This is a genomic window from Streptomyces sp. NPDC059785 (assembly GCF_042732375.1).
In the GTDB taxonomy this organism is placed as follows: domain Bacteria; phylum Actinomycetota; class Actinomycetes; order Streptomycetales; family Streptomycetaceae; genus Streptomyces.
In genome coordinates, this window is record NZ_JBHWHV010000060.1 from 16,182 (window position 1) to 30,760 (window position 14,579).

At 75.4% G+C, this 14,579-nt stretch carries 6 protein-coding genes; 2 read left to right on the forward strand and 4 right to left on the reverse strand.

Annotated elements, in window-relative coordinates; all coding sequences use genetic code 11:
• The first annotated feature begins 640 nt into the window (after nucleotides 1-640).
• On the forward strand, nucleotides 641-2,020 hold the full coding sequence (locus ACFV6E_RS33990) for a ricin-type beta-trefoil lectin domain protein (protein ID WP_385176891.1): 1,380 nt from the start codon (nucleotides 641-643) through the stop codon (nucleotides 2,018-2,020).
• A 46-nt stretch (nucleotides 2,021-2,066) separates the two neighbouring features.
• Here ACFV6E_RS33990 and ACFV6E_RS33995 read toward each other — a convergent pair whose 3' ends face one another.
• The 3 genes from ACFV6E_RS33995 to ACFV6E_RS34005 form a co-directional block, all read right to left on the reverse strand.
• Complete coding sequence (locus tag ACFV6E_RS33995) at nucleotides 2,067-4,151, reverse strand: ATP-binding protein (protein ID WP_385466969.1); 2,085 nt, start codon at nucleotides 4,149-4,151, stop codon at nucleotides 2,067-2,069.
• Nucleotides 4,148-4,855 carry a DUF4255 domain-containing protein gene (locus ACFV6E_RS34000; RefSeq protein ID WP_385466972.1) on the reverse strand — a complete coding sequence of 236 codons (708 nt, stop codon included), beginning with the start codon at nucleotides 4,853-4,855 and terminating at the stop codon, nucleotides 4,148-4,150. Before ACFV6E_RS34000 ends, ACFV6E_RS33995 begins: the two co-directional genes overlap by 4 nt.
• Before the next feature lie 145 nt (nucleotides 4,856-5,000).
• Nucleotides 5,001-5,663: a LuxR C-terminal-related transcriptional regulator gene (locus ACFV6E_RS34005; protein ID WP_385466975.1), complete on the reverse strand. Its 663-nt coding sequence runs from the start codon at nucleotides 5,661-5,663 to the stop codon at nucleotides 5,001-5,003.
• 186 nt (nucleotides 5,664-5,849) lie between these two features.
• Between ACFV6E_RS34005 and ACFV6E_RS34010 the strand changes: the two genes are divergently transcribed.
• Complete coding sequence (locus ACFV6E_RS34010; RefSeq protein ID WP_385466978.1) at nucleotides 5,850-8,681, forward strand: AAA family ATPase; 2,832 nt, start codon at nucleotides 5,850-5,852, stop codon at nucleotides 8,679-8,681.
• Nucleotides 8,682-8,737: 56 nt separating this feature from the next.
• On the opposite strand, the gene ACFV6E_RS34015 is transcribed toward ACFV6E_RS34010, so the two are convergent.
• A complete protein-coding gene (locus ACFV6E_RS34015; RefSeq protein WP_385466981.1) occupies nucleotides 8,738-14,374 on the reverse strand; it encodes a hypothetical protein in 5,637 nt (1,878 codons plus the stop codon).
• Nucleotides 14,375-14,579 lie beyond the last annotated feature (205 nt).

Genomic DNA, 14,579 nt, shown 5'->3' on the forward strand with positions numbered 1-14,579 from the left:
TCCCCATCGGTACACGCCGCGGGCCCGGACGGGGAGAGCCGCGGGGGCAGATCCGGGGGCAGATCCCGGGGCGGTCAGGAGGCGGCGCCGACAGCCGGGCGGCAGTACGGGGAGCAGGGGGAGCACGGAGACAGGGGAGGCTCAGGGGCGGCGAAGACCCGGGGGCGGGGAATGCCCGGGGGCGCCCGGCCGGCCACGTGCCGTGTCGTCGAAGTTCCGGTGCCCGCCCGCCGTCCCGCACCGACACGAGCCCGGCGCGCGGGCCCGCAGATCCCCTCGGCCTCGCCGCCTCTGCCGCCGCGGGCCCGCCTTGGCCGCCCGGCACCGGCCCGGACGCGGCGCACGAGCCCGCGGACCCCGTCGGACCCGCCGCCCGCACCGTCGTCGCCCCCGCCTCCACCCCGCCGCCGTCACGTGCGTCCGCTCCCGCCTCCCCCCGAGCCGGCGGATCGTCCACCGGGGCTGTACGGATGGCTCCGGGGGCTGGCAGGATCCGGTGTGCGGCGGGGCCGTGGCGGGCGCGGTGGGCCGTGCGGGCGTGCCGGGCGGTGTACCCGGGCAGACGAGGTGTCTGTCGGGGCAACCAGGCGTGCCCGTACGCTTGCAGACGGCGCGGCGGTGCCCCGCTTACCGTCCCCGTGTGAGCCTATGGACTTCTCTGGAGCCGGCCTCCAGCACTGTGGACCCGGGTGGCAGCACCAGAGTGCGGCTGCGGTTGCGGAACACCGGCGATGTGGTGGACGAGTACCGTTTCGAGCCGGTCGGTGACGTGGCCCCCTGGACCACCGTGGAGCCGCAGACCCTGCGGCTGTACCCCGGGACGACGGGCACGGTGGAGCTGACCTTCTCCCCGCCGCGCAGCCCCGACGCGACGGCCGGGCCGAATCCGTACGCCGTGCGGATCACGCCGACCGAGCAGCCGGACGCGACGACGGTGCCCGAGGGGAACCTGACGATCACCCCGTTCACGGAGGTGCGCGCGGAGCTCGTGCCGCCGACCGTGAAGGGCAGGTTCCGGGGCAAGCCGAAGCTGGCCGTCGACAACCTGGGCAACACCAGGCTCACGGCGTCGATCAGCGGCAGCGACAACGGCGACCAGCTCTCCTACGACATCCATCCGAGCAATGTGCAGATCGAGCCGGGACGCGCCGCCTTCGTGAAGGCGACGCTCAAGCCGCGGCAGATCATCTGGTTCGGCTCCAAGGAGCAGCGGCCCTACACCCTCGCCATCCAGCGCTCGGGCGCCAACCCGCAGCCGGTCGACGGCACTTACGTGCAGCGCGGGTTCCTGCCGCGCTGGCTCGCCACCTGCATGGGCATCTGCATGGCGCTGGCGATCACGTTCCTGATGCTCTGGCTCGCCTACAAGCCGCAGGTCCGCAGCCTCGCCACCGAGAAGCTCGAACAGGCCGGTGTCAGCACCCTGCCGCCGAGCGCCTCCCCGAGCCTGGAGGTGCCCGTACCGTCGGTGGCGGCGAGCGCGCCGAGCCAGGAGGCCCAGGAGCAGGACAACGGCGGCGGCTCCGGCGGCTCGGGATCGGCCGGGTCGGGATCCGAGGAGAAGCCCTCCACCGGTGGCGGAGGCGGCGACACGGAGCCTGAGCCCAAGAAGTCCACGACCACCCTGGTGGGCGACTGGATCATCGGCCAGGGCTCGGACCGGTGCATCGACGTCACCGGTCTCACCGACGGCAAGGCCAAGGACGGCACCAAGCTCCAGATCCTCGACTGCAAGAACCGCGCCAACCAGAAGTGGGACTTCCGCGACGACGGCACCGTCCGCTCGATGGGCATGTGCATGGACGTGGCGTGGGGCTCCAAGGAGGACGGCGCCGCCATCCAGCTCGCCCGGTGCAGCGGCAACCCGGCCCAGCAGTTCGTCCTGAGCCAGGCCGGTGACCTGGTGAACCCGCAGGCCGACAAGTGCGTGGACGCCAAGGACAACGGCACCGGCAACGGGACCAAGCTCCAGCTGTGGACCTGCGCGGGCACGCCCAACCAGAAGTGGCGAGTGGAGTAGCGAGCACCCCCGGTGCCTTCCCGCCCGGTGACCGGGCGGGAAGGCGCTACCAGGTGCCCTCGCCCGGCACCAGTCGGCCCGCCTTGCGGTACTCGCGGCGGGCCCCCTCCGCCAGGTCGGCCGCGGTGACGGGTTCGCCGCGGCCCGCGGCCGTGTAGGCGGCGGTGACCACGGCGCTGCGGATCGAACCGCCCGCCAGCTCGAAGCCGTGCGCGACCGCCTTCGCGTCGATCCCGTCCACGCACGGCACGTGCGCGAGACTGTGCCGCCACAGGGCGAGGCGCTGCTCGGCGTCGGGGAACGGGAAGTCCACCACCAGATCGAGCCGGCGGGTGAACGCCTCGTCGATGTTGGCGCGCAGGTTGGTGGTGAGCAGCGCGATGCCGTCGAAGGACTCAAGGCGCTGGAGCAGGTACGCGCTCTCCATGTTGGCGTACCGGTCGTGCGAGTCCTTGACCTCGGACCGCTTGCCGAACACGGCGTCGGCCTCGTCGAAGAGCAGGACGGCGTCGGTACGGTCGGCCTCGGTGAAGATCCGCTCCAGGTTCTTCTCGGTCTCGCCGACGTACTTGTCGACGATCGAGGAGAGCTGCACCACGTAGAGGTCCAGGCCGAGTTCGGCGGCGACGACCTCCGCGGAGAGGGTCTTGCCGGTGCCGGACTCGCCCGCGAAGAGCCCGAGGACACCGCGGCCCCGGCCGCCGCCCGCGCTCAGCCGCCAGTCGCCGAGCACCTGGTCGCGGTGGCGGGCGCGCAGGGCCAGTTCGTGCAGCTGCACCAGCGGCTTGTCCGGCAGTACGAGGTCCCGCCAGTCGACGTCGGGGCGGATCCGGCGGGCGTGCCGCTCCAGGCCCGAGGCGGACTGCTGCCTTGCGGCGAGCCGCAGATGGGCGGCGGTCAGCTCGGTCCCGTCGAACGCGGCGAGGTGCCGCGCGGCCCGCGCCGCGCGCAGGATGCGGTCACCGCCGAGCCGGTACGGGGCGACGACGGGCGCGAGGTCGAAGCCGGGCGCGTCCGGCGGCTGCGCGGCGTCGCCCGTACCGATGCCCGTACCGTCGCCCGCGCCGTCGGTGCCGAGCGCCGCCGCCCACGCGTCCACCGCGCCGGACCGCAGCCGGGGCGCGTCGAGGACGAGCGGGTCGCCGTGGTCGTACCAGTGCGGGTCGTACGGCCGGGAACCGGTGAACAGGACGGTGACGTCGGCCGCCGCGAGCGCCCGCAGCAGCGGGGCCGGCTCCTCCGGCAGCGGGGAGACCACGATCGCCGAGTCGCGCAGCCGGGCCTCGCGCAGCAGTTCCGCCACGGGCTGCTCGGCCGGCGGACCGTCCGGCGCGAAGTGCAGCGCCTCCCGGCCCGCCCGGAGCAGCGCGGCGGCCGCGCAGGCCAGGCCGTCCCCGGCCCGGTGCTCCCGGAGGTAGGCGGTGAGCGGCGCGGCGGCCAGCCGGGCGGCGAGCCGGCGGGTGAACTCCTCGTCGTACGGGCCGTCCTGGGCCGGTACCGGGACCGGGCGCACGTGCCCGGCAAGCGCGGCGTCCGGTGTCTCGTCGCCCAGCAGATGGGCGATCAGCCGGTCGGGGACGCGCAACGAGCGGCTGAGGAAGGGCCGTTCGGACTCCTCGACCACGATCAGCCCGTACGCGCACAGCGGGGCGGACGGATGGAACCTGGCCCGCGCCTGAGGCCGGTGCGCGGGCAGACCGCACAGGTCGAGGGCGAGCGCGGTGGTGGCGCGGCGGCGGCTGACGTCGTCGTTCAGGTAGCCGTACAGCGGCTCGAAGGAGCGGTCCAGGTCGGGCGCGAGGGCGATGAGCAGGATCCGGACGTCGAGCGCGGTCAGCCCGAGCCGGGCGGCGAGCACGGCCAGCCGGTCGCCGGGCGCCGTGTCCCGTTCGGGGTCCCAGCCGGCGCCCTCCGGGTCCTGCCCGGCGGGCGCGAGCAGCCGTCGTACGGCGTCCTCGGACAGGTACAGGCCGCGCAGCGGGTCGGCGGCCGTGGGGTCGGCGGCGCTGCGGTGCTCGACGAGCAGCGCGACCCGGTCACGGAGCCGGGCCAGCGGGGCGAGCAGCGCGTCGGCGGGGTCCCAGGCCGGTGCGGCGTCCGGGCCGGCCGTCGCTGAGGTCGGGACGGTCACTCGGCGCTCTCCTCGCGGGAGCCCGAGCCCGAGCCCGAGCCCGAGCCGGAGTCCGAGCCGGCGGAGCCGGAGCCCGCGGCGGCCAGGTGGTGCGGACGGTGGTGCCGCTCGGGCGAGCCCTCCAGGCTGCCGTCGATGCCGCGCACCCGCACGCCCGCACCCTCGGTGACCGGCGGCCCGGCGTCGTACTCGGGGAACGCCGGGAACGGCGCCGTCACCACGACGTCGAGCGACGGCTTCAGCTCACCGCCCAGCGCGGACCAGATCTCGGCCAGGGAACGCGCCTCGGTCTGCAGGCTCGCCACGGTCAGCGGCACGGACAGGCCCAGCGCGCCCAGCGCACCCGGCAGTTCGTCGGCGGGCAGGATCTCGCGGGGCAGCAGCGTGGCGAGCACCGCCGACAGCAGCCGGTGTTCGTCCTGCGGCTGCTTGGTCCAGGCCGTCACCAGATAGGAGAGCCGGAACCAGCGCGGCGGCTGCCGGCGGCGGACCACCAGGCCCCGCTCGTCCTTCACGGCCATCGTGCCGCGCTCGCGCCGGGAGACGTCCTCGCGGATGTCGTACAGATAGGCGTTCACGGTGGGCGAGTTGCGCCGCGCCGCCCAGTCGCGCGTCGGCGCGTCGAACGCGACGTCGATGCCGGAACCCGCCAGCGCGCCGTCGCCGAGCAGCTTCTTGAGGACCTCGTCCACCTCGTGGATCACTGCCGTGCTCCCTGCCCTGGCTGTGTCGTTGGCTGTGCGGCCGCTGCCGCCGTGTACGGGTGCACCAGGGTACGGCCGGTCGGGGACATGGCGAAAATCATGATCGGACAACAGGGTGTGAACACGGGCCCGATCGCGGGCCCGGTCAGATGTAGCCCTCGCGCAGCGCGTAGGCCACGGCGTGGGCCCGGTTGCGCAGATGCAGCCGTGTGGTCAGGCCGTGCATCACGTTCTTGACGGTGCGTTCGGAGTACGACAGCTTGCTCGCTATCTCTCCCGTGTCGAGCCCGTCCGCCACCAGCCGCAGCACGTCGACCTCGCGCGGCAGCAGCCCCGAGGAGGGCGCCCCGGTGCGTCCGGACGCCGTCCGCTGCAACGAACCCACCTGCGTGATCAGCCGTCCGAGCAGGTCGGAGGGGAGGTCGCCGTCGCCCCGCGAGGCCGCGAGCACGGCCTGCACCAGCCGGTGGGCGGTGGCCTCGTGACGCCAGACGATCGCGCCGACCCCGCACTCTATGACCTCGAGCAGCTCCGCCTCGCGGATCGCGCCCGCCACCAGGACGGCCCGCGCGCCGTCGCTGCGCACCAGCCGGCGCAGCCGCGACAGCACGGTCTCGTCCGGCATCTCACTGATCAGTACGACGACGGAACCGGGCCCCGCCTCCGACCCGTCCAGCAGGTCGATGACCGGGTGCTGGGCGAGCTGACTGCGCACCCCCGCCCGGGATATCGGGTCCGGTGCCTGGACGACCACGGATATGTGAGGGCCCGAATCGGCGGAACCGGTCTCGGTGGGCCGGTGTGACACGCCTGCGTCTGTGGTCCGTAATGAACGCAACCGTTTCTCCCGAGTCCACGCGCTGGTTGCCGCTGCGACGCCAGTGGCCGACGTGCACATCCCAGACTTCAGTGCCGGGTGTGGGGCGCGCAATCGTGGAGGACCACGAGACGTACCACGAGATGGATCACGGGCAGTCTGCGACAGGAGGAAGCGATGGGCGGACTCGGACCGCTGCGGGAACGCGGTGGGGCCCTGGAGCTGGCGGCCGCGGAGGCGGACCGCGCCCGGTCCGGCACCGGCCGTCTGCTGCTGCTCCAAGGCGCCACCGGCACGGGCCGCACCGCCCTGCTGGAGGCCGTCGCCGCACAGGCCGAGGCGCGCGGCACCCTGGTGCTGCGCGCCCGCTGCTCGCCGGACGAGCTGACCGTGCCGTTCGCCGCGGCCCACCGGCTGCTGTCCTGCGCGCCCGGACCGACCGGTGACATCGAGCCGTTCCCGGACGGCGACGACGGCGGTGACGAGGCCGGGGCCCCGCGCGCCCGGGCGTACGCGGCGACGCTGTGGCAGCGGCTGCGCGCGTACGCCGACGAGGGCCCCCTGCTGGTGGCCGTGGACGACGTGCACTTCGCCGACGAGCCCTCGCGCCGCTGGCTGGTCGAGACCGTCCGGCGGATCGACCGATTACCGGTGCTGCTGGTGGCGACCGAGCGCAGCCAGTACGACATCGGGCAGCCCCCGGCCGGACTGGCGCACTCGCTCTCGCCCACCCTCGTGCGCACCCACACCCTCGCGCCGCTGAGCACCGCCGCCGCGACGGAGATCGTCTCCGCCGCGCGCCCCGCCGCGCCCGCCGACTGGGCGGACGCCTGCGTACGGGCCGGTGCGGGCAGTCCGCTGCTGCTGCGCGCGCTCCTCGACGACCTGCGGTCCACAGACTCCGGGGCCGCGCGGCCCGCGCCGGTGCCCGACACCGGCGCGGCGCTGTACCCGGGCGCCTACCCGGCCGCCGTCGCGTGGTGGCTGGAGAGCGCCGGAGCCGCGACGGCCGGGGTCGCCCGCGCCTTCGCGACGCTGGACGGTGCCGCCCCGGACGACGGCCGGGACACCGCGCTCGCCGACCTCGTCGCCCAGGTGGCCGGCGCGGACCCCGTCCGGGTCCGCGGCTGGCTCACCGCGATGACCACCCTGGGCCTGCTGCGCCCCGACCCGGACGGCCGGCCGCACTACGCCCACCCGCTGCTGCGCGACGTGGTGCTCAGCGGCTGGTCGAGCGCCCGGCGGCAGGCCGCCCACCGGACGGCCGCCGAGGTGCTGCTGCGCCGCGGCGAGCGCGCCGAGGCCGTGGCCGGGCAACTGCTGCGGGCACCGGAGATAGGCGAACCGTGGGCCAGCGGCGCCCTGGTGGACGCCGCCGCCGTGGCGGTCCGGCACGACAGGACCGACGACGCCGTGTCATACCTGCGCCGCGTCCTGGACGAGCCGCTGACCCCGGCCCGCCGGGCCACGGTCCTCACCGAGCTGGGTTCCCTGGAGTTCGCCGCCGCCAGGGCGTCCGCCGGGATACCCCGGCTCGCCGAGGCCACCCGGCTGCCGGCCCTGCCCCGCGACCGGGTCCGCGCGGCCGTCGCCCTGGCGACCGCCCTCGCCCGGCGCGGCGAGACCCGCGCCGCCGTCGACGTACTGCGGCGCCTCGACGAGCACCTGACGGGCCATCCGGACCTGATCCGCGTCCTCCAGACCGCCTCGGCGCTGCTGTCCGACCACGACCCGGGGATCCGCCAGGAGACCTACCACTGGCTGCGCACCGCAGCCGAGCGGTCGCCCGAGCGCGTCGGCGCGGCCGGGCAGGCGCTGCTGGTGCGGCACGACTCCACGGCCGGCGTCATCTCCGCGGACACCGCGATGACCCGCATCCGGGCGCTGTTCGGCGAACCGCACGACCCGCTCGCCGAACCCTTCCTGCTGGGCACCGCCGCCGCCGTCGCCCAGTGGGCCGACGAACCGGCCGAGGCCGAACGGCTGGTCCGCCGGGGCCTGGCGGGCCAGCGCCCGTCCCTGCTGCACCCCATGCACCTGGCCCTGCTCGACGTACGCGCGGACACCGCCGCCATGTGCGGCCGGTACGCCGAACTTCTCGCCGACACCCGCGTGTGGCAGCCCACCGGGACCGGACCGCGCAGGCCGGGACCCTCCAACCGGCACGCGCACGCCGTCGTCGCCCTGGTCGAGACCGGCCGCACCGCCGAGGCGGTCCGGCTCGCCGAACGCTTCGACCTGCGCGACGCCTACGACGGCTGGGAGCTCAACCGGTTCCTGTACGCGCGCGGCGTGCTGCGCGCCGCCACCGGCGACCGGGCGGGCGCGCTCGACGACTTCCTGGAGTGCGGCCGCCGGCAGACCGCCCGGGACGTGTTGAGCCCGGTCGTCACCCCGTGGCGGTCCGCGGCGGCCGACTGCCACAGCGCGCTGGGCCGCCCCCTGGAGGCGCTCGCCCTGGCCCAGGAGGAGTTGCGGCTCGCCCGGGTGTGGGACACCCCCCGGTACATCGGCCGGGCGCTGCGCGCGGTGGCCACCGCCACCGGCGGCAGACGCGGCCTCGAACTCGCCGAGGAGGCCGTGGCGCTGCTGCGGGACGACGGAGCGGAGACCGAGCTGATACCGGCCCTGATCGCCCAGGGACGGCAGCTCGCCGCGGCGGGCGAGCGCGGCAGGGCCCGCCACGTACTGCGCGAGGCGGTCGAACACGCCGAGCCGCTGGGCGCGCTGCGGCTGCGCACCCTGGCCGAGGAGGCGCTGAGCGAGGGCCGCCCGCGCGGCGGAACCACGGCGCTCACCGGCTGGCAGGCACTGACCGGCAGCGAACGCCGGATCGCGGCCCTCGCCGCCGACGGCCGCACCAACGTCGAGATAGCGGACCTGCTGCACCTGGCCCGCCGCACCGTGGAGACCCACCTCACCAGCGCCTACCGCAAGCTCGGCATCCGGCGCAGGGCCGAACTCCCGGCCGTGATCGGCGACCGGGAGCCGGAACGGGGCGCGTCCTAGGTGTATTGACCCGCGTCAACAACCTCGCGGGTCAATACACCTAGCCCCGGCGCGATCTACGGGGCAGGCGGCGCCGGGGCGAGCCGCCCGTCCGGGTCCTGGAGCTTCGCCGCGTTGTCCGGGTCGGCGAGCAGCGCGCGTACGGCGGGGGCCGGCATCCGCACCACCACGGGCACCGGCAGCGTGAGGTCCCGCACCGCGACGGACGAGTCGCGGGAGCGCCCGCGGTCGCGCACCCGGGCCACCACCCGCACGTCCAGGGTGAACTGCACCAGGACGGACTGCGCCTTCGGCTTGTGCAGCGGCATCGAACCGGACGCGTTGACCGCCGTGTCGGTGGCACCCCCGACCGAGTCCGCGTTGGCCAGCAGCTGGTTCATCCGGAACTCGTCGGCGTTCAGCACGCCCGCGCCGCCGAGGCCACGCGCCGTCCTGGAGTGCTCGGCCGCCTGCTGGTGGTCGGTGCCGGTGGGCCGCAGCCCGTCCAGACCGCTCTGCGCCACCGTCTCGAAGGTCATCTTGTCCCCGGCGCCCAGCACCCGGCCGCCGCGCAGCCTGGCGTGCAGCGACGTCCGCAGGTCCTGCCCCCGCGCCCCGGAGGCGTGCACCACCGGCAGGTCCGCGCCGGCCGCCGTCAGCAGGGGCAGCGCCGACAGGAGCCACTCCGTGGACACCGCCTCGCGCTGCGTGTACGCGGCGGTCTCGCCGGCCTTGCGGAAGCGGTCGCCGCCCTGGGCCGCGCGCACCGTGTCGTCGATCACCCGCCGCACGTCCGGCGCCCCGCTGAACCCGTTGACCTGCGCCTCCATCGGCAGCCGCAGACCGCGGGCGTGCCAGGGCCCGAGCCGGTTCGCCTCGGCGTCGTCGCGCCGCAGATACGACTGCCCCTGCTGGGCCCGCGGCACCGGCTGAAGCCGCGACAGCGCCTCGGCGTCCTTCACCAGGATGCGGTGGACCAGGGACTGGTCGGCGAGGACGGCGCGGGCCACCACGCCGTCCGCCGAGTGCAGTTCGAGCGTCGCCTCGACGGGCAGCCGCAGCCGCACCGAGCGGGCGGTGGCGGCCTCGGCGACCGTCTTCATGCCGAGCTGTCCCCGGCTGACGTCGGCGTTCTTGACCGAGTCGCTCTTGCCGACACCCGCACCGGCGACCCCGCCGACGTTCTTGAGCTGACCGGCGCCCCCGTCGGGCTTGCCGGCCCCCGCGAAGGTGCCTTCGAGGGCACGCGAGTCGGTGGACTCGCGGCTCGACGCGCGCTGGGCCGCGGCGGAGGTGATGTACTCCATGTCGCGCCCGTCGTCCGCCTCGCCCTCGGAGGTGCCGGGCCCGGTGCGGTTCACCCGGAACACCGCCCAGTACGGCGTCCTGCGGCCGTGGAACAGCTCGACCGTCACACCGCCGTCCATCGCGCCGGAGAGCAGTCCGGCCGATCCGTCCCGGTCCAGGACGCGCATCAGCCGCTGCACGTTGTCGTTGCGGTCGGCCAGCTGCCGCCTGGGCAGCAGCGCGTCGGACAGGGCACGGTCGCGCTCCCCGATCCGTCCCCGGAACCGTTCGAGCAGCGGCACGAAGTCGGGCAGTTCCTCGATCATGCCGAACCCCAGCGGCAGTTGCCGCGCCAGCGACGGACCGGGCGCGGGCGCACCGGACGCCGAGGTGGAGGCGCCGGTGCCGCCGTCCTGGACCGCGGCCTTCTCCGTGGCCTTGGCCTTCTCCGCCTCCGGCGCCTTGCGCTCCGGCAGCGGCGCGGTCTTCGCCACCGACTCGGGCAGCCTCAGCCGCGCGGCCCGCACCTGCTCCGCGGTGAGCCAGACCGCGGCCGCCGCGGGCAGCGTGCGCTCGCCCGTCACCACGTACGGGCCGCCGCCGGTGACCTTGACCTCGGCGACCATCCGCACCACCAGGTCACACTGGACCAGGTAGAGGGGGCGCTTGCGCGGGGTGTGGGCGTTGCGCTCGACGGTGCCGCTCAGCGTGGTCGCCGTGGCGGCGCCGCTGCTCAGGTTCCGGCTCGCCGAGACACCCTGGCCGAGCCGCCACTCCGGGCCGTTCTCGGAGCCCAGCATGCCGCCCTGCACGGAGGTGCTGACGCCCTTGCCCTCCTGCCCGGTGGCCTGATGGCCGCCGAGGATGAACGTCTCCGTGCCAGGGCCGGTGCCCGAGGCGATCACGCTGGCGCCCGCGAGCGCGAACCGGGTGCCGACCGCGCCGTTCAGCCCGGCGAGCCGGCGCGGATGACGCAGGTCCTTGACCACCCAGCCCGACGACACCGCCTGCCGCAGCGCGGCCGTCACCGCCTGCGGGCTGAAGCGCTCCTCGACGGCGAGCCGCGGGGCGAGTCCCTCGGTCGCCAGCGCCGGGTCCGAGCGCAGGTTGCGGTCGCGGGCCGCGGCCCGCCCGAGCAGCTGGAAGGCGAGCTCACGGATCGGCGCGCCGTCGCCGACGGTCTCCACCAGGGACCAGTCGCGGACCACCGGGCGGGCGAGGTGCTGGGGCGTCATGGCCGACAGGTCGCCGATGCCCGCCGCCTGGAACTGCCGCTGCGCGGGGCCCGCCCCGGCGGTACGCCGGCGGGTACGCGCGTCGAGCCGGTCCTTCGCGGCCGTGTCCAGTGTGAACCCGGTCGGCGTGAGCAGCCGTACGTCCTGCTCCTCCAGCGCCAGGTCCGCGGTGTCCGCCGAGGACGCGATGTGCTCGGCCTCGGGCACGTCACGGCCCGGACCGCCCGGGGTGAGGGACCGCTTGGCCTTGCGCTCCCGGGTGGTCATGGTGACGTCCACGTCGAGCCGGAGCGCGCCGCCGAAGGTGCTCGTGGTCTCGCCGCCGTTGGTGAGGACGTCGGAGCGCGTGGTGGGGCCCGCCTGGTTGCGCCGGGAGGACTGGTAGGTCCGCTCGCCGCGCAGCGAGGCCGACAGGGCGCCGGGGATCAGCCGGAACTGGCCGAGCGCGAGCCCGCCCACCGAACGCGAACTGGAGCGCCCGCTCTGCACGTTGCCGGTGACACCGGAGTGGCTGCGCACCAGCCAGTCCCTGGTCTCGCCGAGATAGCCCGTCTCGCGGAACGCGCCGACGACCCGGATCTGCACGTCGTGCGCGTGCCAGCGGCTCTTGCGCCGCATCCGCACCCGGATGCCCGAGGACATCAACTGGTCCTTGTTCACCCGCAGGTTGGTCTCCGACAGCACGGCGACCAGCTCGCGGTAGTTGCGCCGCTGCACCTCGGCGTCCTCGGCGCTCGCCTCGGCCCCCGTCCGGGTCGTGGCGGCGCCGAACCCGGGCAGATAGCCGGCCAGCCGCGGGTCGCTCGCGAAGAGCCGCTCGATGCCGGACAGCAGGGGAGCGGTGTCGAGCTGGCTGATCGCCACGTTCGAACCCATCGCGCCGAACGGCAGGTGCCGCTCGGTGTCCGCTGTCTTGCGGGTGCTGGACTCCGCCTCCGACTCGCCGGGCGCGAGTTCGCGCTCCCTGCCCTCGCCCTTGTCCTTGTCGTCGGCCCCCGCGGGCCGGCTGACCATCGGTCCCGCCGTCACGCCCTCGGGCAGCTCCAGACCGAGCGACGCCGCCTCGTCGGCCCGCAGGCTGACCCACACGTCCATGGTGTGCCGGGCGCTGCGGGTCCCGGCCCGCACCTTCATGGCGGGGGAGAGCGGCCCGGTCCCCTCGACGCTGAACCGCACCGTGCCGAAGTAGAGCACCTTGTCGCCGCGCACCTCGGCGCCCTGCCGGCTCGACACCGTCTGCTCGGCCACGGTGAAGCGTGCCTTGCGGGCGCCCGCCGTCGGCATCACCGTGCCCCGTACGGCCGCGGCGCTGCCCAGCACGCCGAAGCCCGCCGCCGGGCCCGCGCCGGCCGTCACGGCACGCCCCTTGGCCGCCGTGTTCGCCACCGAGTGCTGGGTCTGCTGGTGGGTGCGCAACTGGGTCTTGCCGATCGACCACGCGGGCGTCAGCGCGGTCAGATCGGCGCGCATCCGGTAGGTGCCGGTGATGCTGCCGTCCTTGGCGGTGAGGTCCTCGCCCATCACCCAGCCGTTCAGCAGGCGGGGCAGGTCCTCCAGGACGGTCGCGCTGGACGTGGCGTCGTACAGCCGGGCCCGCCCGGGCGCGCCGCGGGAGGTCAGCGACGGGTGCAGTACGGAGCGGACCGTGTCGAACAGCCCGCCGCCGCCCGGGTGCGGAGCACCGGAGTCGTCCAGCGCCACCGGGGCGAGCGAGTCGGCGAGGCGTACGCCGCGGGCGGCCCGCCGGTTCAGCGGGGACAGCCGGCCCGGCGCCGGGGTCGCGGCGGTGACGGGCACCAGGTGCTCGGTCGGCACCCGCATCGTCAGCGTGCCCTCCGCGCCGAAGTCCTGCGGCGCCTCGTCCAGCCGCTGGATCCGTACGCCGTAGCGCACCCGGCGCAGCATCTCCACAGAGCCCTTGTCGCTGCGCAGCACGCGCGGCTCCGACACCGTCTTCTGCACCCGGGAGTCCGAGGACGACTGGAACGGCTGGGCGTTGGCCATCACCGCGCCGCCGAGCCACACACCGGGCACGACGGGTGCCAGGCCGAACGCCGTGAAGTTGACACCCGCGCTGGATGAGGCGGCGGCGGTGTGGCTCACCACGGCGGAGGTGTTGTGCTGCATGTCGACCTTGGTGTCGGCGCCCTCGGCCAGCCGGGGATCGGGCGCGGGGGCGGGCGCGGCGCCGTCCGTCCCCGAGGTCTCCGCCCTGGCCCTGCCCTTCCCCTTGCCCGCCGCGGCCTCCCGCTCGGCCAGGAACGCGGCGATGGCCTGCTGCTTCTCGGCCGCCTTCGCCTGCGCCTGCACGGTCTCGGGGGCGACGAACGTCTCCGGCCGGTCCCCGCTGCCCCGGGAGACGGTCACGGTGACGTCGTACCAGCCCCGGCCCTCGGCCCCCTGGACGGCGAAGGAGCGGCCCTGTCCGTAGAAGGTCTCCGGGCGGCCCGCCAGGTCCGCGACGATCTCGGCGACCGTGCCGTCCGTGCGCCCGACGACCGTGGACAGGGTGGTGGCGACGAACTCGTGCCCGGTCGGCCGGTACGCGGTGGACAGGCCGGGCGCCCGCAAGTCCCGCAGATAGGGCGGCAGTCCGATCGGGGCGGCGACGGCGGGCGCGCCGGACGGCCCGGGGCGGCTGCCGCCGGGGCGGCGGGAACGGGGCGTACGGGGGACCCGGTCCGGCCGGTCGGTCGCCGCCTTCCGGCCGGTCCCGCCTGCCTTGGCGGCCTCCTCGGACCGCGCGCTCCCGTCGGCCTGTTCCGTCTCCTCGTCCTCGTGGATCACGGACAGCGGGGCGGACAGCCCGGTGGCGCCGGTGCCCCGTACCGCCCGGGGCGGCGCCGTCGGCGTCGAGTTCTCGGTCTCGTCGCCCTCGGTGATCGCGGACAGCGGGGTGCCGGCGGAGCGGGGCGTGCGCGGCGACCGCGTCACGCCCTCGACCGCGGGCCGCCGTTGCAGCGCCTGGGCCGCGGCCGCGTTGCCCGCGGTGCGCTGCAAGGCCAGCAGCGCCTGCGGCGTCATCCCGGACGCGGCGGACGGGGACGGGGGACGCGCGGCCATGTCGTCCTGGTGGACCACCGGGGCCGGGCGCCCGGGCAGGGGACCGCTCTTCGCGCCCCCGCCGTCCGTACCGGTCCTGCCGTTCCCGGCTTGGCCGTTGCCGCCCGATGCCTGCCGCTGCGTACGCACTGTGAGCCATCCCGCCACGGAGCGGCCGCTGCCGCTCCCATCGGATCCGTCCGGGGGAGCGTAGCCACGGCGGGGTCCGTCCCGGCCTCAAGATCGCGGACTGCGGAAGACCGACAGCCGCTGCAAACGCACGGTCTTCCCGCAGTACACCGGGGCTCCACTTTCGCGGCCCGTGACCCGCCCGCAGCCGTGGTCACGCTGCCGT

Excerpts from the sequence above, each read along its gene's own strand:
- ACFV6E_RS34010 (WP_385466978.1), top strand. The coding sequence starts at position 5,850 with ATGGGCGGACTCGGACCGCTGCGGGAACGCGGTGGGGCCCTGGAGCTG.